The organism is Rhizobium sp. Root149 (genome assembly GCF_001427345.1).
Taxonomy (GTDB): domain Bacteria; phylum Pseudomonadota; class Alphaproteobacteria; order Rhizobiales; family Rhizobiaceae; genus Neorhizobium; species Neorhizobium rhizoryzae.
In genome coordinates this window covers 56,460-75,959 of the sequence record NZ_LMGD01000020.1, presented here as the reverse complement: position 1 = coordinate 75,959, position 19,500 = coordinate 56,460, and the positions used below count along the sequence as shown (strand labels likewise).

At 58.8% G+C, this 19,500-nt stretch carries 26 protein-coding genes; 19 read left to right on the top strand and 7 right to left on the bottom strand.

What is annotated here, in order from left to right:
- Window positions 1-99: 99 nt before the first annotated feature.
- The 5 genes from ASD54_RS12445 to ASD54_RS12425 form a co-directional block, all read right to left on the bottom strand.
- Window positions 100-1,515, bottom strand: a complete 1,416-nt coding sequence (locus ASD54_RS12445; RefSeq protein ID WP_062554936.1) for a tyrosine-type recombinase/integrase — start codon at window positions 1,513-1,515, stop codon at window positions 100-102.
- 5 nt (window positions 1,516-1,520) lie between these two features.
- Entirely contained in the window at window positions 1,521-2,054 is a 534-nt protein-coding gene (locus tag ASD54_RS12440) for a hypothetical protein (RefSeq protein ID WP_062554935.1), read from the bottom strand.
- 326 nt (window positions 2,055-2,380) lie between these two features.
- Window positions 2,381-2,830, bottom strand: a complete 450-nt coding sequence (locus ASD54_RS12435) for a hypothetical protein (protein WP_156379212.1) — start codon at window positions 2,828-2,830, stop codon at window positions 2,381-2,383.
- A gap of 12 nt (window positions 2,831-2,842) precedes the next feature.
- A complete protein-coding gene (locus ASD54_RS12430) occupies window positions 2,843-3,142 on the bottom strand; it encodes a hypothetical protein (RefSeq protein WP_062554933.1) in 300 nt (99 codons plus the stop codon).
- The gene (locus tag ASD54_RS12425) at window positions 3,142-3,681 is read right to left on the bottom strand and encodes a hypothetical protein (RefSeq protein WP_062554932.1); all 540 of its coding nucleotides are present in this window, start codon (window positions 3,679-3,681) and stop codon (window positions 3,142-3,144) included. The genes ASD54_RS12430 and ASD54_RS12425 overlap by 1 nt, the downstream gene beginning before the upstream one ends.
- A 286-nt stretch (window positions 3,682-3,967) precedes the next feature.
- On the opposite strand from ASD54_RS12425, the gene ASD54_RS12420 reads away from it, so the two are divergent.
- From ASD54_RS12420 to ASD54_RS26600, 15 genes are all read left to right on the top strand, one after another.
- Window positions 3,968-5,341, top strand: a complete 1,374-nt coding sequence (locus ASD54_RS12420) for a hypothetical protein (RefSeq protein WP_062554931.1) — start codon at window positions 3,968-3,970, stop codon at window positions 5,339-5,341.
- A gap of 583 nt (window positions 5,342-5,924) precedes the next feature.
- A complete protein-coding gene (locus tag ASD54_RS12415) occupies window positions 5,925-6,365 on the top strand; it encodes a hypothetical protein (protein ID WP_156379211.1) in 441 nt (146 codons plus the stop codon).
- A gap of 135 nt (window positions 6,366-6,500) precedes the next feature.
- Window positions 6,501-6,830 carry a hypothetical protein gene (locus ASD54_RS12410; RefSeq protein WP_062554929.1) on the top strand — a complete coding sequence of 110 codons (330 nt, stop codon included), beginning with the start codon at window positions 6,501-6,503 and terminating at the stop codon, window positions 6,828-6,830.
- A gap of 301 nt (window positions 6,831-7,131) precedes the next feature.
- Window positions 7,132-7,704: a hypothetical protein gene (locus ASD54_RS12405; RefSeq protein WP_062554928.1), complete on the top strand. Its 573-nt coding sequence runs from the start codon at window positions 7,132-7,134 to the stop codon at window positions 7,702-7,704.
- Window positions 7,705-7,707: 3 nt separating this feature from the next.
- Window positions 7,708-8,529: a hypothetical protein gene (locus tag ASD54_RS12400; RefSeq protein WP_062554927.1), complete on the top strand. Its 822-nt coding sequence runs from the start codon at window positions 7,708-7,710 to the stop codon at window positions 8,527-8,529.
- Between the two features lie 61 nt (window positions 8,530-8,590).
- Window positions 8,591-9,547, top strand: coding sequence for a nucleotidyl transferase AbiEii/AbiGii toxin family protein (locus ASD54_RS12395; RefSeq protein WP_062554926.1), 957 nt, complete (start codon window positions 8,591-8,593; stop codon window positions 9,545-9,547).
- Between the two features lie 106 nt (window positions 9,548-9,653).
- Entirely contained in the window at window positions 9,654-10,070 is a 417-nt protein-coding gene (locus ASD54_RS12390; protein ID WP_062554925.1) for a hypothetical protein, read from the top strand.
- Window positions 10,071-10,187: 117 nt separating this feature from the next.
- Window positions 10,188-11,027, top strand: coding sequence for a hypothetical protein (locus ASD54_RS12385; protein ID WP_156379210.1), 840 nt, complete (start codon window positions 10,188-10,190; stop codon window positions 11,025-11,027).
- A 63-nt stretch (window positions 11,028-11,090) separates the two neighbouring features.
- A complete protein-coding gene (locus ASD54_RS12380; protein ID WP_062554923.1) occupies window positions 11,091-11,417 on the top strand; it encodes a hypothetical protein in 327 nt (108 codons plus the stop codon).
- Between the two features lie 8 nt (window positions 11,418-11,425).
- Entirely contained in the window at window positions 11,426-11,614 is a 189-nt protein-coding gene (locus ASD54_RS26605) for a hypothetical protein (protein WP_156379209.1), read from the top strand.
- 116 nt (window positions 11,615-11,730) lie between these two features.
- Complete coding sequence (locus tag ASD54_RS12375; RefSeq protein ID WP_062554922.1) at window positions 11,731-12,390, top strand: hypothetical protein; 660 nt, start codon at window positions 11,731-11,733, stop codon at window positions 12,388-12,390.
- Window positions 12,387-12,878 (top strand): class I SAM-dependent methyltransferase, encoded by a 492-nt coding sequence (locus tag ASD54_RS12370; protein ID WP_062554921.1) that lies wholly within the window; start codon window positions 12,387-12,389, stop codon window positions 12,876-12,878. Before ASD54_RS12375 ends, ASD54_RS12370 begins: the two co-directional genes overlap by 4 nt.
- Window positions 12,879-12,934: 56 nt before the next feature.
- A complete protein-coding gene (locus ASD54_RS12365) occupies window positions 12,935-13,696 on the top strand; it encodes an antitoxin VbhA family protein (protein ID WP_062554920.1) in 762 nt (253 codons plus the stop codon).
- Window positions 13,693-13,944 (top strand): hypothetical protein, encoded by a 252-nt coding sequence (locus tag ASD54_RS12360; RefSeq protein ID WP_156379208.1) that lies wholly within the window; start codon window positions 13,693-13,695, stop codon window positions 13,942-13,944. The genes ASD54_RS12365 and ASD54_RS12360 overlap by 4 nt, the downstream gene beginning before the upstream one ends.
- 69 nt (window positions 13,945-14,013) lie before the next feature.
- Window positions 14,014-14,394: a hypothetical protein gene (locus ASD54_RS26600; protein ID WP_156379207.1), complete on the top strand. Its 381-nt coding sequence runs from the start codon at window positions 14,014-14,016 to the stop codon at window positions 14,392-14,394.
- Between the two features lie 156 nt (window positions 14,395-14,550).
- On the opposite strand, the gene ASD54_RS12350 is transcribed toward ASD54_RS26600, so the two are convergent.
- Window positions 14,551-14,949, bottom strand: a complete 399-nt coding sequence (locus ASD54_RS12350) for a helix-turn-helix transcriptional regulator (RefSeq protein WP_062554919.1) — start codon at window positions 14,947-14,949, stop codon at window positions 14,551-14,553.
- Window positions 14,950-15,017: 68 nt separating this feature from the next.
- Complete coding sequence (locus ASD54_RS12345; RefSeq protein ID WP_062554918.1) at window positions 15,018-15,368, bottom strand: hypothetical protein; 351 nt, start codon at window positions 15,366-15,368, stop codon at window positions 15,018-15,020.
- Between the two features lie 136 nt (window positions 15,369-15,504).
- Between ASD54_RS12345 and ASD54_RS12340 the strand changes: the two genes are divergently transcribed.
- The 4 genes from ASD54_RS12340 (at window position 15,505) to ASD54_RS12325 (ending at window position 19,499) form a co-directional block, all read left to right on the top strand.
- On the top strand, window positions 15,505-15,933 hold the full coding sequence (locus tag ASD54_RS12340) for a hypothetical protein (RefSeq protein ID WP_062554917.1): 429 nt from the start codon (window positions 15,505-15,507) through the stop codon (window positions 15,931-15,933).
- Window positions 15,930-16,355 (top strand): hypothetical protein, encoded by a 426-nt coding sequence (locus ASD54_RS12335; RefSeq protein ID WP_062554916.1) that lies wholly within the window; start codon window positions 15,930-15,932, stop codon window positions 16,353-16,355. The genes ASD54_RS12340 and ASD54_RS12335 overlap by 4 nt, the downstream gene beginning before the upstream one ends.
- A gap of 353 nt (window positions 16,356-16,708) precedes the next feature.
- Complete coding sequence (locus tag ASD54_RS12330; protein ID WP_162249582.1) at window positions 16,709-17,356, top strand: terminase small subunit; 648 nt, start codon at window positions 16,709-16,711, stop codon at window positions 17,354-17,356.
- 4 nt (window positions 17,357-17,360) lie between these two features.
- Window positions 17,361-19,499: a terminase gpA endonuclease subunit gene (locus ASD54_RS12325; protein WP_062554914.1), complete on the top strand. Its 2,139-nt coding sequence runs from the start codon at window positions 17,361-17,363 to the stop codon at window positions 19,497-19,499.
- Window position 19,500 lies beyond the last annotated feature (1 nt).

Genomic DNA, 19,500 nt, shown 5'->3' with positions numbered 1-19,500 from the left:
ATTCGAACACTCGACCCCCACGTCCCGAACGTGGAGGGGAGGCTTCCAAACTGTCGCCTCCCCAGCGCCATTTACTGATTTTATTGCTTTATTTCCTTTTCACGCACTTTCCAAAACATTCGCCAACGTTTCGTTTCTGTCAGTATCTGTCAGGCTATCCGCGATCACAGGCGACACGAAACGGCCTCCGGTGAAGGCTGGGCTATCTACGTCGATTTCTTGATCCGACCCCGCCCTTGAATGAGTGAACGACTTTCCTACACGCACGAGATCGACCTTACGGACCTTTGCGTACCTGCGGACCAACGTCTCGACCGACATACCGAGATAGGCGGCGATAGCCGCCATCGGAAGCTCCGCGCGCGAGACTAGCCAAGTGGCCGCCGTGTGCCTGAGTGTATGCGTCACGACGTTATGCCCCTCTCCCAGCACCTCGTCGAAAAGGTTCTCCAAGGCCGTCCTTGGATCACCTGCGGTCCCTTGCAATCCCTGGCACGGATAAGACAACCCCATTCTCTTCCAGCGATGGAGGTGCGCCGCCAACCTAGCCGGTGCCGGAATGGAGGGCGCTAGCTTCATCTTGTGCTCGACTTCGTCTTCACCAAGTCGATGAAGAGTCGTGTTGTGGATTGGGTTGTTGCCTCGGAACTCCACCCACGGACGGTCCTTCTCATTCCTATATGAGATTCTCCAGACCTTGGACTTTCGAGAACCGGTGTAGACGGCGATGAGGATAAACCTGGCAAGATGCTCCCAAATCCGAGCGTTCCTTACAGGTTGCTTATTTACAAACACAAGGCCACGTTTGCGGCGCGCAGCCCTGATAAGGTCGGCGACCTGCTTCCGAGTGAGTACAGCGGTACGCGGCTTATAGTCCTTCGGCGTCGGAACCACTCTCCCGTATTTCAGAAGATTAGTTGTGACTGCCGCCTCGATCGCCGCATTCAGATCATCGAGGTAGCGAATAGCCGCCTTGGGATTGAACTTCTTCGCGACCGGCTCAGGTCCGGTATCGTTCTCGGCACACCAGTCACGCCGCTTCTTCCGCTTCTCGTAAGAGCTTTGCTTCCTTGCCAACTCGCGCTGATAGGTCCGCTCGTCGAGGAAATCGACAAAGTCGGCCACCGCATCGTGATCAAGGTCCATCACGGTCATATCGCCGAAAAAGTCCAGAAGGACATTCAGACGCGCTTTAAATTCCTTCTCGCGTCTCGGCGGGTTTTCGTAATCATAGAACTCCCATTTATTGATGCGGACGTCGATGTATCTCGCGATCACCTCCGAAACGTAGACGTCCGATGCGTCTTGATGCTTGATACGCAGCTTTTCCCCGGCATGCTTCTGCGCGACGTATTTCGCCAGCTCCGCCTCACGGCGATTTACGAAGTCCGGCTCATCTGCTTCTCCGAAGCCAAGGCTAAATTTGACGCTCTTTCCGTCAACGAGATCACGGATGAAGAATCTATCCGTTTTCTTATCGTGCCACCAACGCGCACCTTCTGTGGGTCTACCCATGTCCGCTACCTCTTCCTTGTGTTTCCGATCGACGCCAGCATCTCGCGGGCGATCGCGTTCGAAGCCGCGCGACGCTCTCGCTCCCTGTTCGAAACAGCTGCAACCGATCTCGCAGGCTTAACCGCTGCGGGCTTCGCTTCTGTCTGAGCGCCGCCATCGAGCCATGCCTTGAGCGCCAGGATCGTGACTGTCCATTTTCCACGGAGCAGACGACCGTCCAGATGACCGGCTTTGATCGCACCCTCCAGAGAGCGTTTGGTAAACGTCGGCGACGGCAACCTCTCTCCGTTACGACGGACCTCGCCACCGAGGATGGGCAGATAGACCGCGTCCGACAGTCTCAGCGGAGTGTCTTCGCCGAAGGGCCTAGCGACCTTCCCGTCCGCTTCCATCTGGAAAGCATCTTTGGCCGTATTGAGACCGCCAATCACGTCGTCCATGCCGAGTTGGAATTCGACGAGAGCCTCTTCCATGTCGGCCAAAGCACGACGGCTCAACTCCGCATGATCGAGTTCCGGCTCCGGAAGTTTTTTCGTCATCTTCTCGACCTCACGCTGTTTCTGTCAGCGCAAAAATCACGCCCACCGCCATCTCGTCAACAAGAAAATTACAACCCTCAATAAATAAGCAATCCCAAATCTACAAATGTCGCCAGAACGCAAAATCCTGCGACATTTGTAAATTAATCAACGCATTATCGGAGTCTTTAATTCTCTGGTCGCAATTGAATAAAAGTCTAACTATCGGAATTCGTAATTCGAGACTTCAACCATGCCGCGTACATCACGACGTCTTGAATTTCGCCGTCCAGAGCGCCGCGAATGACGCCCTGAGGTCTTCATATGCCTCCGCCGACCGGTGCCTCTCAGGCCTCGTGACGTCGCAGGAGCCCCCGCCGCCGCTGACACTCCGCGCACAACGGCCGCCGGCCGTCGGGAGCGTCGACGAGCCACCCAGGCTTGCCGTCTTCATAACAAGTCCATGCCGACAGAAGCCGTGCTTGCCCGATGAAGTGCAACATGTTGTCGAGCAGGCGCTTGTCGGCGACCGGATCGAGGACGTTGTCGACGATGTAATAAAGGATATCGAGGTCATCCACCGGGACGTCACCTGGCGTTGCAGTCGGCACGACTCCGGCGTCGACGTGGAGCATGCCGTGTTGATCGCGGAACATCGCCCCGATGCGGATGTCCGGATGCAACTCGGCGAGTTGCATGACTAGGTCTTGCGCCACGCCGAGCCAGCCAGCGCCAATCTCGATCGGCGAGTTCGCATCGAACTTGTCCGGAAATTTGTGTCGTAAAACGTTGAACATCAGGCTCTCCATTTAATTCCTGACTCCGAGCGCCGCCGTCGCCGCCAGCGCCTTGTCGCAGATCGCCCACACTCGCTTGATCCCAGGGTCCGAGATGAACCCCATCGCCGCCCCGACCTCGATCCTCAGATCGCCCTCGGCGTCCGTCGTAATCCCGAGGACGATGACGTAGGAGCGGATTTCCGCTGGCAGATCGCACAGCTCTTGCATCGCCGTGTGCACGGCCGGTAGCCATGCATCCGGAACGGCGACGTGCGCATTCGGCGAAATCATTGTCCCATATAGTGCGTTGATGTCTTCACCGGTCGTCATCAGATCATCCCTTCTGTCAGCTGTTTGAATGTGCGCGGCGCGTAGGCGACGTCAGGGCAATCGACACCGACGTCACGAGACCGTCCCTGTGCCGGCAGGTTCCCATGGGAATGCCCGAAGAAGTGGAAGCTGCCTTTATGAGCCCCAGGCCACGTGCGGTGCGCGTAATGAGAAAGGAAGACACGGTGTCCGTCGTCCGTCGTCTCGAGCGACGTCGTCGGACCCGTCATCCAGTCGAGGCGCGCGAGGGTCGGGTGGACCTGGTTCGGCTTCTTGAAGTCGTGGTTTCCCAAGATCAGGACTTTGGAACCGCGCAACCGGTTGAAGATGCCACGGACGCGATCCTCGTCGCCGAGGTTCATCGAGAAGTCGCCGAGGTGGTAAACGATATCGTTGTCGCCGACGACCGCGTTCCAAGCGTCGATGAGCGCCTCGTCCATGGCTTCGGTGGAAGCGAAGGGACGGCCCGGGTGAGTGAGCATGAGAGCGTGGGAAAAATGAGAGTCGGCGGTGTAGAACTTGCGTCGGAAGAACGACATGAGGGTCTCCTGCGAACATAACGATAGCGTGCGGCCCCGAGGGGCTGTCAGTGCGCTATGGCTATTCGCAGTGCGTTCATGTCCGTGGTCCTGTTGAACTCGTGGCGACCATGCCGGGCACGACTCCTGCAGTCAACGTCGACGCCGCGGGTGTAGTTAATTTTCTGCGATCGGAAGTAAACAAAGTATTTCTCAAGTATTCATTGATTCAATCGCCGCCGACAAGCACCGTAATGGTACGAGATGGTGCCGGAAGTTCTGTCTCGATTATGACCGGGATAGATCAATGCTTGATTTCGATAAAATACAAGACACCGATACGTCTCATAAGACGTCATCGATGCACGGCTACGATGACCACTGGCTCGAGGACCCGACGCGCGACATGCCGCTCGGCTTTCGGTGTGAGATGGTCGATAACGCCCTCGCCGACGTACTCAAGCTACCAGCGATGCAGTCAAAGATCGGCAGCGCCGTTCTGCGCCTGGTCGCGGCCAATATCGTCATGTCGGCAAAGATGTATCCGGGCAGGAGCATCTCATACTCCCGGACTGACGCCTTCTATAAAAACCGACGTCAGTATCTGCCCAAGGGCGTCAATCTGGCGAACGTCACGGCAGCGATCGATACGCTCGACAGCCTCGGCTACATCGTTAACCACAAGAGACGTCCGCCCGGACCTCGCGGCAGGCAATCGTCATTCACACCCCATCCGTCCCTGTCGATGCTCCTGCAGCCGATCGTGCTGTCCCCGAACCGTCCCGAGATCGTGATGAAGGATAAGGACGGCAATGTCGTGCCGTACAAAGAGTCCGGGCGCGTACACGACGTCAGGAACCTAGTCCGTAAGGTCAACAAAGTCCTCGAGGCCACCGAGATCGTCCTTGCCGCCGAGGGCATCGTTGAAGACGGCCCGTGGCTACGTAAAGGCAATCACGTGATGTATCCGGCGCTCAAGACGCTGTACCGTGTCTACAATGGAGGATGGACGTTGGGCGGCCGGTTCTATGGCGGGTGGTGGCAAGGTGTGAAGTCCGATGACCGCCAATACTTTCTCCTGAACGGCGAGCGGACCGAGGAAATCGATTACTCCCAAATACACCCGCGGATCATATACCTAGAGGCGGGCGTCGAACTGGTCGGCGACGCATACGACATCCCGGGATACGACCGAGGTCTGTGTAAGGCTGCCTTTAACATCCTTATCAATGCCTCGTGCTACAAGTCAGCGTCGGGCGCGGTCGCCAAGGAACTGGACGGCGACTTCCGCACGGCCGAGGCCGTCATCGAAGCGATCAAGAGACGTCACCGCGGAGTCGAGAGCTACTTCCACTCGAACGTCGGCATCAGGCTACAGGGACTGGACGCAAGAATGGCGGAGATCGTGCTGACGGAAATGACGGTCAAGCGCGGCATTCCAGTACTCCCGGTTCACGATAGCTTCATCGTTCCGGAGAGCCATAAGGAAGCCCTCATTCAGGTCATGAAAGACGCATTCGAGCGCGTGATGGGGAAGGTCGAAAACCGTGAGAAGATCGTCAAGTCGACCGTGGCGAATACGGCAACGAGAACAGAGGCTTACGCGAATATAGACTACAAACGGGATAGTTCTTGTTGGTGTGGTCGTTGGTGGGACCTCTCTTCTGGGTTCGACGTCTAAGGAGAATCTCGATTCTTCTTCTTCTTCGTCGCAGCCTTCTTGGATTCTACCTGGTGTTCGTCTTGTCTCTAACGTTGCCTCGGCCTCTGACCATGAACCGTATCGTCCAGTCGTTCGTCGTCCGGCTCCGGAGTTCCTTCGTCGCGCTCGTGATGAACGTCTAGCTGCATGGGAACTGGGAAAGACTGTCGCCGCTAACCGCAAGGCATCAAAATCGAGGCAGGGATCGACGTACAGCACCGATAACGCTCGCGAAGGTATGCAGACACATCTGAAACCAGAAACGGTGCTGTGCGGTCAGATTTGACGCTCTGATATTAACCGGTTGAGATACTTGCTTTATGCGCCGCCGACGGTCAGACTCGAAGGGTAAAGCAAGACGCCATCCCGGCCGTCCTGCTCTGAAAAGGGGTGACTTCCGGCGTCGCCCCTTTTCCATTTCTTGCGCTCCCTCCACAGATATCGCCTTAAAATCGTAAGTTACATGTAGCCATAATTATTTCAGTTACATGTAACTTTTGAATTGTGCGAAGTTCCGCCGACAAGCATGATCTCCATATTGGACGCCGACGGGGAGATGAACATGGCAGCCAAGGCACTAGAGATCACGATGCTCGAAGAACTCATCGGAGAACCGGCGGCGACGAGGAAACGTCCTGGTCGGCCAAAGAGGCAAGACCGCACCGGAGAGACCGACGACGAGCGTCGCGCACGGAAATCGGCCGAACAAGCCGAACGCCGTCGGCAGCGTAAAGCGAAGGCCGAAGAAACCGCCTCTGTCATCCGTGACGCAGACACGACACGCCAGGCGCTCGCCGACGTCGCGATGATGCTTTTACAGAGGGGTGGGCCTGTCGCCGACGAGATCGAGGCAATGCTCGCCCAGGTGTTCCGGCACCAGATCGGCGCTCCCATGTCTATCCGTGGAGAATGCGTCAGCAGGAGCCTCAAGCCCAAGTACCTGCGATATCCGGACATGACACGGGAAGAGCGCATGCAGCGCCTGCGATTTGCTCTGATTTAAACATGGGACGTCCGTGTCCCATTCTCACATTGAACTGATTTCGGCGGCTGGGTCTCTCGGCCGCCGTTTTGTCTCATGCATCGCTGCCGCCTATCGTCCCGTAGTGACGACACGTAGTGACGATGGGAGACGGATATGCCGAGGAAGAACAACGGTGCAGACAGCACTCTGCGTACTAGGGAATGGCGCAAGCGGCTTCGGGCAGTGAAGCGGCCGGAGACGGATGCGGTAGACACCGCCCTCGCCGTCGCGGTCGCCCTGTACGCGCATACGGCCGAGGTCAAGCAGTCCGAGCGCGACCGGACGCGGGTGACAGCTCTGGAAAAGATGGCGGTGAGATACCTGGTGTCTCGAGGTTCTTCTGTCGTCGAAGCGGAACGCATGGTCCGTCGTCGGGTGAGACGTACCGATGTCGAGTCTCTCATTCCGCTCGTCAACGGCTCTGGTTCTACGTCGTCTAGGTGACGCGCTGCGCATCGTTTTCCGATAGTGATTTTCGCTGTCTTCTCCCCATTACTTCGTTTTTTTGAATCGATTCCGGGTGAAAGCACGTAGTGACGGTTCTGTCCCGTTTTCGCCGGCGTACACCGTCACGCTTGTCCCTGCGGTATTCTGGTCGGCAGTAAACAGAGACGCCGACGATGACCGACAAGACCAAGCCCGCCGAGGGTGCCAAGTCCGTAAAGACCTCAGACAAGACCGTGACCCCCTCGCCCACCGAGGTCGGGAAGCGTGACAGGCGCGTGACCGGATTGAGGAGACGCTGATGACGACGACGACCAAACTGTACGATTCCCAGTCGGTCGCCACACGCCTTCATCTCGTAGAAGAGAAGCTCAAGAACGTGGCACCCGGTGACGGTGGCGACCTCACAGCCGTCATCGCGGGCCTCAACCGCCTCTACGAGCTGACGATGAAGGGCTCCGTTGCGAACAGCGAAGACCCGATCACATACACACGCCCGGATTCCGATTTTTGGCTGCTGAACTACGACGCATCGATCATCACACGAACCTACGGTGCTTACGGCATCGTCGATTTCGACCTAGAGACGAAGCCATTCATCCAGCGCGTCCTCGAGGGGGACGAGCAAGGGGTGCGCACGGCCAATCGCAGTCTTCTGCAGATGCTTCTCGGAGGCACCGCGTGGTCGTTCGAGACTTCGTCCCAGAGCTTGGCTTCGAAGGTGTTTGGGACACAGTCGCTCCACGACGAGTACATCGGTTCCGGCAGCCTCCTGACGTGGGTCCGCGACGCCCTTCAGGCCGCAGCCTACGAACGCGACGATCTACAGTCCCAGATCGACGTTCTCCGCAACCGTCTCGACGCGAGGAGCTGACACATGAGCGCTGACCTGGCATCTCTCCGCAGACAGTTTGCCGCCGTCGAGGCAGACCTCCTCAAGGCGGCCGCCGCGACGTTGACGTCGGCAGCCTTCGAAGGACGTCGCGGCATCATCGCCGAGTCCAGACGTGTCTTCGACCGGCCGCGCGAGTGGACCGTGGACAAGGCGTGGCAGGTCGACAAGGCAAAACCCGCCGACGGCGCTCGAATGGTCGCCGTTCTCAAGGCCAAACCGCAACAGGCTGCCGTCCTCCAATATCAGATCGACGGCGGCATCCGTCGAAAGGGAGACGTCGGCGCGACCAGGTATGACGTCGCCGTCGGCGCTGCACCGGAGAACACCGACCAATACGGCGGCATCAAGCGCGGTACCCTGAAAAAGGTCGCCAAGGCCGCGAAGACCGAGAAGACGAAGAGACTGACGCTCGCCGGACGTCGCGCTGCCGTGCGCGCGTTACGTAACGAGGCGACCACCGATAAAGCCCGTGCGCGCGCGGGAATGAAATTGAAGCCCCTGAAGTGGGTCACGAAGTCCGGGAATGAACCCGGCACGTTCTTCGCGACGATCGACGGCGTCCGTGGTTACTGGGAGCGTCCGGGGCGCTCTGTGGCGGCTCCAATCCGCCGCAAGGGTGTCCGCAGTGTCGAGCCGAGGGGCAACAACAAGCCCAAGCTCATCCTCGCGTTCAGTGACCAGGCGAGATACCGCAAGCGGCTCAAGTTCTCGGAGACGATGGAACGCGCCCAGACGGCGAGATTGACGTCAGCGTCGTTCGGCAGGGAGTTGGAACGCATCCAGTCAGCGAGATCGGGGCCGTAGTTTTGTCGCTTGCATGGCCGGCGGACATGGTCGTCCTCAGAAACGTCTGGGGAGACATCACATGGCACATTTCACGATTTCCGACGCTGCGCTCGGCGACAAGCTCAAGCAGGCTAGCCGCGCATACGGCCTCGACACGACCAAGACCGCCACCGCACACGCCGCCAAGAGCGTCCTGCAGGCACTCAAGCCACACCTGCCGCCGTACGTGGTCGTCGGTGGCCTGGCGTTTGATGCCAAGCTCCGCGAAACCGAAGACGCCGATATCGTCGCTATCCGGCACGTCTCGAACAGGGAAATCCAGACCGCGTTCAAGACCATCGCTCCGCGCCTGGCGCTTCAAGGCATCAACATAAAAGACCTGTCACGGGAGCCGCGGGAAATGCCCATGGAGTACGGCGAGTCCGTGAACCGGTGGCGCGTCCAAGCGACAACCGGAGGCATCCGGACAAACTTCGATCTCGATATCGGATGCGCCAATGGTCCCTTGGCTAGGACTACAGAGCCGACCGTCTCAAGACGCATCCCGTCACTGATCAAAGGCCTGCCGGATTTCCACGGCTACATACAGCCGAAGTCCACCTCGGCGGCGCAGAAGCTCCTTGCAGTCCTCATGCAGCCCGCTTCTGACCTCCGCGTCAAACATCTCGCTGATCTCGTCCACACCGAGCTTTGGCCGGCCGAACTCAACTGCGACGTCGTCGCCAAGGAAGTAGCACGGGTGTGTGCGCAGCGTGGCATTCCGATGTCGGTCTGCCAGGAAGACCCCGAGGCCCTGCGTTGGATCGTCATGGCGCGCCTTGAAGCGAACTGGGAAAAGGATGGTGCGGCCCGACGGACGGGCAAGACGATGTTTCAGGCCTGGACTGACATCGGCATCATCTGGTCGAACGTTTACGAGGAACTGAGGAACAACGTTATCCGCGAAGTCCGCCGCCCGGACTATAGACCGAGGCTTCTCGAGAAAATCATCGAGACGCCAAGGCATGAAGTTCCGGCGTACAAGCCTCGCTTCTGACGATAGAAAATAAATATACAGAAAAATATACAAAGGGGTTGCTTCATTCCGCCGATGAAGCAACCCTTATTGTTAAGAGCACATCCGCTCTAACTGGGGAACTACAATGAAGACGCTTGCAGAAATACTGAAGAACACAAAATCATCGGCGGTGATTTTCGGGCATATCAATCGCAGACAACAAGAGTTGAAGCCCGTGTTCGTCAGCTTAGAGAACAATCGTAGAACTCGCATATACGACACAGCGTCGGCAACCGAATTGCTCGATTTTCACTTCATAAAGTCGTTCTACGAGCAGCTTAACGTAACGGGCTGCGGTTTCCAGACATTCGATCAGGTCATGGCTGACTTAAGCGCTGAACACGGATTCGCCGCCGCAATCCGAAACGCTGGAATTACCGAGAAAGAGACCTCCGACAATCGGAGGGCGGCGGTGGATGCGTGGTGGACAGTGCAATTCGGATCGGTACGCGGCTGTGAAGCTTATGACAAGATCGTAGCTGCCGAGCAGAGAGCCGCCTGAGCCCCTCCTTTACCACATGACCAACTGAGCCGCCTCAGGGCGGCTTTTTTCATGCATGAGGCCCGGACATCATTCCCATCAAAGACTATGTCGACGGCGGATCAGGGAGTGAGCGCGATGAAATACACTGACGACGAAAAGATCGGTCTCAAGGTCCTGCTCCGCGAACTGGACGCTGAGCCCATGCGCATGGTCAACCGCACCGTTCCGGAACTCATCTCAGAGTCGGTCGGCCGTCTCTTTGTGAAGTGGTCACGTCAGGTTGACCGAGATATCGCCGCTGGCAACGGTGCACCGTTGCCCTGTCGCGACCTGGGGCGCTTCGAGGACATCATGCAGCGCTGGCTTCTACGGACGGATGCATTTCTCGGGCAATATCAGTATGAGCTGGTCGAGATCATTGACTGGCTCCTGCTCGCGGGCGCGGAGCATCACGCCTGGCTCCTTCGCGTCGATGACCAGGGGCGGCCGCTCAAGCTCATGAAGTGCGGAACGGTCGAGGCTCTCTACAACGAGTCGCAAAAAGCCATGCGCGGCCGTCACTCTCCGCGCAAGACATTAAAAGACCTCACTCGCGCTGACGAGCGCCACGTCGTTGACCTCGGCGCTGGCTACACCGTTGTCGAGCTTCTGACTCCCGACGCGTTGGACGTCGAGAGCGCCCGGATGCGCCACTGCATCGGTCACGGTGCATATGACGCAAATCTCGGACATCCGGGTTTCCACTTCTATTCGATCCGCGACGCTGACGGACAACCTTGGGCGACGGTAGCGACATCGCCGCGGCTTGTTGACGACGTTCCAACTGTGGTCGTTCGGCAGTTCCAAGGCCCCCGCAACTCGGTTCCGGAGCCGCACATCGTCGAACTCTTCAATAACGCGCTCGACGACATCTTGCCGGACGAGATGCCCTCCACGACTTCCGCTCCCTCTGCCCGCTCCGTCGGCCGATTTTGATCCTGCGCCGGCGGATACCACAATGTCTGTAGCCGACACGGGAGATCGGCGGGGAGAACGACAATGGAAGAAGAACTCGACGAGATGGTGCTCGCGATGTGGGCCATCGAAGCATTCAAAGGGTACTCGCCGAAACAGCAGGAACGCATGACGCGCTACGTGCGCAGCCTAGCGACTTACGCCGTCACCAGACCCGTGTGGAAGCGGCCATCGACTTCCGGCACTGCATCTAACGTTGTCGATCTAGAAACGCATGTTATCCGCAAAAAGCTCGAACCCGCCGTCCGATCGGCACGCAAGTTGGCACTTGCTCACGGTGCAGCCGTACACCAGGCTTATGCCTATGGGGTCAACGAGTTCGGCGACGACGTCTTTGCCGAAATCGACTAGGAGGCGACATGCAAGAGCAGATGCAGACACGATGGGGTCGTCCTTGGCGTCACGACGACGCCCAGCTCGCGGATCAGCTCGAGCGGGAAGTCAAAGACCTCCGCGAGCGCCTGCGGTACGAAGACGGCCGCGAACGGGAGCATATTCTCGACGACATCGCGAGGCTGGAGCGAACGCTCTGCAACATGTGTTGTTGACTATGGACCCCGCACTCGGCGGGGTCTTTCATTTCCGGAAATCTCGCCGGCGAAAACGCATCCTGCGATCGGCGAGAACACAATCATCTCAGACAACAACGATAGGGAGATGATTGATGTCTGAGAATAAGAAGCCTGAAAACCTGTTGGCCGAGATCGTGTTTTCGAAAACGCACGTTCGTACCTCGTTTTTCCGTCACGGCGTGTACGTCGCCGCGAAGACGTTCATGGTCGACGTCGAGGGTGCCGTCCGCCAGGAACTCGGTCGGCTCCTGACAGGACAGAAGTGCGGCCTCGTGATCGACGCCAGCCAAAGTTGGGACGGCAGTACATTCATCCTGGTCTACAGCCTGAAGGATAAGTCAGAGGATCACCTGTGGCACGTTTTGAAGGGCCTACCAGGGCTCCTGCCGGCCGCCAGCGTGAAGAAGTGGTTGGTCAACTATTTCCAGACCATTCCGGTGGTTTACACGAATGATGAGATTGAAGCCCGCACTGGTGTGAGGCTCGATCGTCCGGAACTTCTGACCCCGGCAGAATGGTTTAAGAAGAACTTCTCGAACGGCAGTCACATTCTCGTCGGCTCCACACCCATAGCTTCCGACCCCACCGACCACATCCCCGCCCTACGCGGCCTGTTCGCGTTCGCCCGAGGCAACTACGCGACCGTCAGCCCCGAAGACCTTCAGGCTGCCGTGGACGCCGGGTATGTGCATCCTGACGTCCTTTCGGCAGTGGCTGACGAGATCGCATATGCGACCGGAAAAGCCGAATGACGGCGCGGGTACTGGACCCCTGCTGTGGCGGACGCATGATGTGGTTCGACAAGGCCAACCCCGAGGTCATCTTCGGGGATCGCCGTAACGAGGTCCTGACGGTCACCGATCGTTCTCACGGCCGCGAAGACGGCACTCGGGAACTGCGGATCGAACCAGACACGCTTCTGGACTTCCGGGCGCTACCGTATCCGGACGAGAGCTTCTACCTCGTCGCCTTCGATCCGCCGCACCTGGTCAACGCTGGCCCGAAGAGCTGGCTAGCCGCCAAGTACGGCAAGCTCGGCAAAAACTGGCGTGACGACCTGCGTCAGGGCTTCCACGAGTGCATGCGCGTCCTCAAGCCGAACGGCACGCTGGTCTTCAAATGGAACGAGACCCAAGTCAAAGTCAGTGAAGTCCTCGATCTCGCCCTACCCTACGCGCCTCTTTTCGGGCAGACGGGCGGACGCAAAGGATTGACGCACTGGCTCGTCTTTCTGAAGTAACACCCGGACACGGTCTCCATCTCCCGGTAGTGTGCCGACCGAGATGGAGACCGCCCATGCCGATGACACCACACGAAGCCCGCCAACGCCTATTCGCCCACATCGCCCACCTGGTCACGTACTGGCGCGATCTACCCGACGTCCAAGTCCTCGCGGGTAACCCGAACGGCAACCCGACCCACGAGCGCCTCACAGGTCTCATGTTTTCCATGTTGGTCGCAATCGACGGCAGCTCCGCACTTCCGGGTTTCGATCTCATTCCCCGCGACGACGATGGCGAATGGCCGACGGAGTCTATCAATGCAGACGTCGAACTTCATGCGGTGATGCCCGAGGACTTGCTCGGAGCGCCGTTGGTCTGGGGTCCGGAGCCAAACACACCGAGACCTCCGATTAAGCTGTCACCAGATGAAATGGTCAGGGACGCGTTGGCGAACTCGCGCCTTGCGGGCCTTAATGTCAGCGCCGAGACGGAGACATCGGCTCGCGACGCTGCGCACGGAGACCTGACATGGGCGGATGTCGAGCACTTGGACGCTTCCCGCAGTGATCCGTCCGGTATTGAGGAGTTCAAGCACCTGCTCGCCGCCGACTGCATAGTCGTTCTCGATGATCGGCAGCGTGACGTCCTGCTTTCGGCGCTGCGGGAAATCGATGCGATGGGTGATATCGGTTTCGTCCTCGAGCGGTGCGAAGACCTAAATCCAGGATATGCGTTGGATTGGGACAATGGCGGCACGGCAGCGCAGGACACCGCCGTAGACGACGTCATGGATAAACTGGCTCGACGTCTGTTTCTAGATCGGAGCGCAACGTGATCATTCCCGCAGACTACGAAGGGTTGCGACTGCTCTGCTGGAACCGCGATCCTACGCGGCCGGTCAAACGCGAAGAGGCGTGGGCGCTATACAAAAGGAATTGGCGTCTTGTCTGGCAAGATACGCTCGACGACACCGAGGTCGCACTCATCAAGGGTCTCGAAACCGAATTCGGTGAGACGCTTCTCGGCACCGACGGCCTGCCGCCCCCCTGGGCGCAGGGAAACACGCCGACCACCGAAAAATGACCGGCGGAGCGCCGTTTGGCGTCTGGCGACCCTAACATCTTCCTAGACACCAACTTAGGGAGATTTTTGATGTCAGAAAGCAATGTTTATCATGTCGAGCCGGGAGCCGTGGTCGAGATGCCCGAAGGATGGCACCTCGAATCCTCGGCCGACACCTATTTCTCGGGCAAGACTCTAGCCCGCCTCCATAACGAGTGGATGCGCCGCTACATTGAGGAGCCAGAAGCATTTCAACGAGAGTTCGAAACGGTCCTGTCGTTCATCACAGACGAGCAGAACGGCGTCGAGCCTTCGCATGGGGACGAATGCGTTGCCTACCTCAATCTCCTTGCGGCTCAAGAGATATCGCCAAACGTATTCTCCGTTCGCGGTGTGGATGTTCAGGCCAAGATTGGAGACCATGACGTTGCGCCGCTAACCGCCGGCAGGCATGATGATCATGCAGTCTGACGTAACAAGCGGGCTGTCGGTCTTCTCGTCGCTGGCATCGGCAAGGACGCGATGATCGGAGGGTGCGATTTAAGAGACGTCCCATAACATTGCCGATAACCCAAGACCCCGTTCTCACCGACGGGGTCTTTGTTTTCCATCTGCGCCATCCGGATGTCAGAAACCGACGAACTTGCCGTCTGTTTTTTCGACCAGTCCCGCCGCCTCGACATCGGACTTCTTCCTCGGCCTGTTGATCCGCTGCGGAACGGCCTCCCTCAGCTGCATCATCGTCACGGCGTCGTGCATCGGGTCTGCGATATCGATCAGCGCATCGAGACGACCCAGCGCATGCAGTGCGACAGCCAATGCATTGATGCCGACACCAGGATCACCGCTTTCAAGCCGGTGCAGAGTTGCCCGCGAAATCGAGCAACGATCCGCGAAGTCCTGAGCGCTCATCCTTCGCGCACGGCGAGCCAAGGAGATATCCTCGCCGAGTTTCTTGAGACCGCGCTCTACACGCGGGTGGACAACGCTGCCGCGTGACCTCGGGATTTTTGAGTTGTCGGCCATGTCGCGTATCCGTTACACATTCAGCTCTTGCGTCTCGTATATGCTACACAAGTCAACGGAATGCAATCTCAAGGCGTTGGCGGGTAGTGCGTAGCTTCGATCGACATGACGGTGCGGAAGATATCGTCGACGATGACCGTGACGCCATCCTGCGGGCGAGGCAGCGTCCACCTGCTCCCGCCGTCAATGTAGTCCATCTTGTCGGCGGGATACATGTTCGAGAGGTCGGTCTTCACGCCGTATTCGCTCTCTAGATAGGCTTCGATCTCCGGGTAGCGGCCGACCAGGTTCTTCACGCCGTCGTCATTGCCACCCTTCGGCAGGTCGATCTTCTTGCCGTTGGCGCGGTCGATTGCTTCCCAGGAGTGAACGCCCGGGCCTACGGGCTTCTGGGCGACGTCGAATTCGTATGTCTGCATGAAGGGTTCCTCTTTCGTTGTCGCGCATAGGTAAGCACGACCACATTCAACTGCAACCGTGATTTTCCGTCGGCGGATTTGTGCTGGTCGTCGGCTGGTCACAACATGAAAGGAGACACAACAGAGGGAGAGTTTGATGTCTGAAGAATTTAAGCTGGAGGTTGGCAGGGTGTACGACTTACCCGAAACCGTTTCGATGACCGTGACGCGGTCTTGGTATTCAAACGACTACGGCGACGTTGAGCTCGTGGGACCAGGTCCCTTGTCTGATCGTTTCCGTGAAATCCGGCAGGAAGGTCGCGCGCCGTATCTCGTGTTCGCCGACACGATGAGGTACCGCATGGACGGCGAGCGCCATCCTCTCGACGTCGTCTTCAACTGGGAGGCCGTCGAGATGGGCGAACATCCCGTGGCAGCGGTGGGAGCCGTCGCAACCGCGATCCAGGACGGCATAGTAACCCGCCGCGAGGCCTGTGAGTACTTCGGGATAGACGTCCAGACAGTCGATGCGGAGAATGAGAGGGATAGGCAGAGGCTGGCGGCGATGAATGGGGGTGCGGTATGAGGCTGGTTCACTGGAAAGAATTCATCGCACTTCCCGATGGCACCATCTTCTCTGAGGCTCGTAGCTACAACGGAGGCGACATCGAAGACGTAAAGATGAAGGGCGAGACCCTGTTCTATGGCCGAAGCCCCAATGACTATTGCGAGACGTCACTTCTGCCAAACGTTCGCGATGCCAGTAGCATCCATCACGACAGCTATCCCGATCCAGGCGGCGGTGACATTGTCTTAATCCACCCCAGCGGCTGGGGACGCAACGGCATGTACGAGAAGGACCGCATGTATTGGGTCTGGGACCAAGAGGATCGAGAGCGGTTGGCTAAGTGGCTTCTGAACCCTCAGGCCACGGCAGCCACCGAGGAGCTTAACGAGGACAACGTTCGCTGGCGTGGGGATCGGGAGGCCTTCGACCCCAAGTGTTAGCCGGCGCTTGCGCCATGCCGGACGCCGGGGCAGTCTCTCTGTAGGCAATGCCTGTTTGGTCTCCATCTGGGGCCACCTCGTGACGAGGGACGAACGATAGCCCGACGGTCGATTTCAAGACCTGGAGTGAGGTGCAAGCCCCGTCTCTCGTCACGCAATTCTTCCAAAAATCACCCGGGGTCCCTGAGCATTCTGGCAAGATGCGGTGTATTGGAGACCGCACTCTTTCACTCGCTACAAAAATTTAAAATCGCGTTCAGCATCAGCACCCCCGAGCGTCTCGGCGGTCCGTTTTGCATCTTGCAAGCCGCAAATCTCCAATGGTCACAGCGATTTACATGGAGTTTCGGCCGATGCCTACGACTGAAGATGACAATACCCCCCTGCTGAATAAGCGCGGGAAGCCCCGGAAATCCTCAGCACCACCCATCGAAGACGACACCCAAGGCGCGACTAAACGCGAGGTCAACAAGGCCCGCGTGGTATCCTTGCAACAGTGCGCGATCATGCTCGGATACGACCGTAATACCGTCGAGAAGTGGGTCAAGTTCGAGGACTGTCCATACATCACCAAGGCCGACCGCGACCGTGGCGTCGCCTGGGAGCTTGATCTCGCCGCCGTAGTCCGTTGGCTCCAGGATCGTGCCGTCCGGAATGCGACCGGTGGCGGGGACGAAGACGGTGACGGGAAGCCGACGGCAGCCAAGAAGCGCAAGGAGGACGCCCAGGCCATTGTCGCCGAACTGGAAGCCGCCGACATGCTCCGTATGGTGGTTCCTTTACAGCCTGTCCTCGATCGGATCGAGCGGGATTACAACGAGATCAAGAAGCGCCTCATGACCCTGTCGGCCGCCATAGCCGGACGCATGGACGCCTCGATCCAGAGGGTCGTCAAGGAGATCGCCGACGAACAGGTCCGGGCGATGCTGGCGAAGCTCAAGGTAGAAGACGTCATCAAGGCAGCCCAGGCCCCGTCATCGGAAGACACCGACGAGGACTAAGCGCATGCTTTACGATCACTCGTCGTTCTCCATCGACCACCTGGACTTCTCGGAGGCGCTGACGCTGTTCAACGAGGGCTGTGACCGCCTGAGGAACACCGCCCTCCAGATACCGCCCCCGAGGGACCCCTCGGAATGGGTGGCGGAGAACATCGAACTCCCCGAGGCCAAGACCTACAAGCCCGGATACGTCAAGTTCACGGGATACCAGAGGCCTATCGCGAAGGCCTTCATGAGCGAGGGCGTCAGCGAGGTCGTGGTCCTCAAGGGAACGCGTGTCGGGTGGTCGCTCTTCATCGGCGGCATGTCAGCCTACGCCCTCGCATACAAGGGTTTCCCCATCGGCATCGTGCAGCCGACACGCGGTCAGGCCGAGGAGTTCTACAAGAAGGTCATCGAACCGCTCCTGAGGACGGTTCCTGCGCTCAAGGCGATCCGCCGAAAGGCCGGACGTGGCGACACGCAGGACACCATGCTCGATCACATCTTCAAGAACCAGGCGGAGATGAAGATCACGGGTGCGGCGAGGTCGAATGCCCTGCGCGGGTGGCGCGGCATGTGGCTATTCGGAGACGAGTACTCGGCTCCTCCATGGGCGGATGACCCCGGCGATCTCGACGAAGGCGACAAGGCCAACCTTCTCAAGCAGCGTGGCGGTGAATGGGCCGACTCGATCCTGGCGCTCGGCAGTACGCCCACCTTCGTGGACGAATGCCGGACCTATGCGCGATGGCTCGGTTCGGACCAAAGGCTGCCTTACCTTCAATGCCCCCATTGCGGCCTGTGGCAGAACTTCAAGTGGGGCGATGAGGACACGGAATACGGCTTCAAGTTCAAGCGGGACGAGAACAACTACGTCACCGAGTGCTTCTACCAGTGCGAGGGTCCCGAGCATTGCCGGATCGACGAGCGCCATAAGTACGACATGGTCGAGAACGTCGACTACCGGCCGTCCTGCGTCGCCAAGGTCAGGGGCCGTGTGGGCTTCCACGTGCCGCAGTGGCTTTCCATGGCAGGTAAGGCCGGCTGGATCAACCTCGCACAGGAATGGGTAGACTCCAAGGGCAACCCGTCCCTTCGAAAGGCATGGTTCAACACCGTCGCCGGCTGGCCTTTCGATGACTTCACCGCCTCGTCCCTCGAGGCCTCCGATCTTTCCGCTCTGCTCGCCAGGTACACCGCCGAAGTCCCGGACGACGTGGTCGTATTGACGGTCGGCGGAGACACGCAGACGAACAAGGAAGGCTCCAACCTCGAACAGCTAGGGTCCCGAGAGGTCAGTGTCGTCGGCTGGAACCGTTACGGCCAGTTCCGGATCATCGGACACTGGGTCATTCTCGGTGCCCCTGGCGAGCCGGAGGCCGATCGGCAGCTACGCGAACTTCTCGACCGCAAGTTCTACAAACGTGACGGCACGGAGATGAAGATCGTGGCGTCGGCGCTCGACGGCGGCGGACACTACACCGACCAGGTCCGATCCTTCGCGGCCAAGTATCCCCAGAACCGCAACGTCTGGGCTATCCATGGCTCCGCGCATCGGAGGCCGACGGTCTGGCCCCGCAAGGCGAAGCGTGGATCGACATTCTACATGATCGACTCGCACCTCGCCCGAGACGCCGTCTTCCATCTCCTGCAGTTCACAGGCAACAACCGCGCCCTGATCCCCCACAAGCTCGGAACCGGCTACCTGAACCGACTGATGTGCGAGGAGCGCAAGCGGGTGAAGGGTAAACTCAAGTGGGTACCCAAGCGCGGCGAGCGACCTGAGGAAGAATGGATGTGTCTGGCCTACGCCTATGCGGCGCTCAAGGGCCTACAGACGAGCTACCCCAGCAAATGGTCTGATTTGAATCTTGCAGCTGACAAGGCCGGAATTGTCGCTATCCCGCACGACCCTGAAACGGGCGAGATATTCGAGCCGACGGAAGACATGTCGGTTCCGGCGACGGAGAAGGCCCCGGTAAACACACAGCTGGACGCTGCCGTGACCGAGGCGGCCACCATCCACGAAGTTCGAAGGGTCGTGAAGGAGAAAGAAACGCGACCGCAGACGGCAACGGTGCCGCCACCCGCGGTGGGCAAAGAGAAAAGGCAGCCACGAGCTGGAGGCGTCATCAAGTCCTCCCGTCCGAGGCGTTGGTGAG

Coding starts and splice junctions, on each gene's coding strand:
- ASD54_RS12445 (WP_062554936.1), bottom strand. CDS start 1,515: ATGGGTAGACCCACAGAAGGTGCGCGTTGGTGGCACGATAAGAAAACG.
- ASD54_RS12440 (WP_062554935.1), bottom strand. CDS start 2,054: ATGACGAAAAAACTTCCGGAGCCGGAACTCGATCATGCGGAGTTGAGC.
- ASD54_RS12435 (WP_156379212.1), bottom strand. CDS start 2,830: ATGTTCAACGTTTTACGACACAAATTTCCGGACAAGTTCGATGCGAAC.
- ASD54_RS12430 (WP_062554933.1), bottom strand. CDS start 3,142: ATGACGACCGGTGAAGACATCAACGCACTATATGGGACAATGATTTCG.
- ASD54_RS12425 (WP_062554932.1), bottom strand. CDS start 3,681: ATGTCGTTCTTCCGACGCAAGTTCTACACCGCCGACTCTCATTTTTCC.
- ASD54_RS12420 (WP_062554931.1), top strand. CDS start 3,968: ATGCTTGATTTCGATAAAATACAAGACACCGATACGTCTCATAAGACG.
- ASD54_RS12415 (WP_156379211.1), top strand. CDS start 5,925: ATGGCAGCCAAGGCACTAGAGATCACGATGCTCGAAGAACTCATCGGA.
- ASD54_RS12410 (WP_062554929.1), top strand. CDS start 6,501: ATGCCGAGGAAGAACAACGGTGCAGACAGCACTCTGCGTACTAGGGAA.
- ASD54_RS12405 (WP_062554928.1), top strand. CDS start 7,132: ATGACGACGACGACCAAACTGTACGATTCCCAGTCGGTCGCCACACGC.
- ASD54_RS12400 (WP_062554927.1), top strand. CDS start 7,708: ATGAGCGCTGACCTGGCATCTCTCCGCAGACAGTTTGCCGCCGTCGAG.
- ASD54_RS12395 (WP_062554926.1), top strand. CDS start 8,591: ATGGCACATTTCACGATTTCCGACGCTGCGCTCGGCGACAAGCTCAAG.
- ASD54_RS12390 (WP_062554925.1), top strand. CDS start 9,654: ATGAAGACGCTTGCAGAAATACTGAAGAACACAAAATCATCGGCGGTG.
- ASD54_RS12385 (WP_156379210.1), top strand. CDS start 10,188: ATGAAATACACTGACGACGAAAAGATCGGTCTCAAGGTCCTGCTCCGC.
- ASD54_RS12380 (WP_062554923.1), top strand. CDS start 11,091: ATGGAAGAAGAACTCGACGAGATGGTGCTCGCGATGTGGGCCATCGAA.
- ASD54_RS26605 (WP_156379209.1), top strand. CDS start 11,426: ATGCAAGAGCAGATGCAGACACGATGGGGTCGTCCTTGGCGTCACGAC.
- ASD54_RS12375 (WP_062554922.1), top strand. CDS start 11,731: ATGTCTGAGAATAAGAAGCCTGAAAACCTGTTGGCCGAGATCGTGTTT.
- ASD54_RS12370 (WP_062554921.1), top strand. CDS start 12,387: ATGACGGCGCGGGTACTGGACCCCTGCTGTGGCGGACGCATGATGTGG.
- ASD54_RS12365 (WP_062554920.1), top strand. CDS start 12,935: ATGCCGATGACACCACACGAAGCCCGCCAACGCCTATTCGCCCACATC.
- ASD54_RS26600 (WP_156379207.1), top strand. CDS start 14,014: ATGTCAGAAAGCAATGTTTATCATGTCGAGCCGGGAGCCGTGGTCGAG.
- ASD54_RS12350 (WP_062554919.1), bottom strand. CDS start 14,949: ATGGCCGACAACTCAAAAATCCCGAGGTCACGCGGCAGCGTTGTCCAC.
- ASD54_RS12345 (WP_062554918.1), bottom strand. CDS start 15,368: ATGCAGACATACGAATTCGACGTCGCCCAGAAGCCCGTAGGCCCGGGC.
- ASD54_RS12340 (WP_062554917.1), top strand. CDS start 15,505: ATGTCTGAAGAATTTAAGCTGGAGGTTGGCAGGGTGTACGACTTACCC.
- ASD54_RS12335 (WP_062554916.1), top strand. CDS start 15,930: ATGAGGCTGGTTCACTGGAAAGAATTCATCGCACTTCCCGATGGCACC.
- ASD54_RS12330 (WP_162249582.1), top strand. CDS start 16,709: ATGCCTACGACTGAAGATGACAATACCCCCCTGCTGAATAAGCGCGGG.
- ASD54_RS12325 (WP_062554914.1), top strand. CDS start 17,361: ATGCTTTACGATCACTCGTCGTTCTCCATCGACCACCTGGACTTCTCG.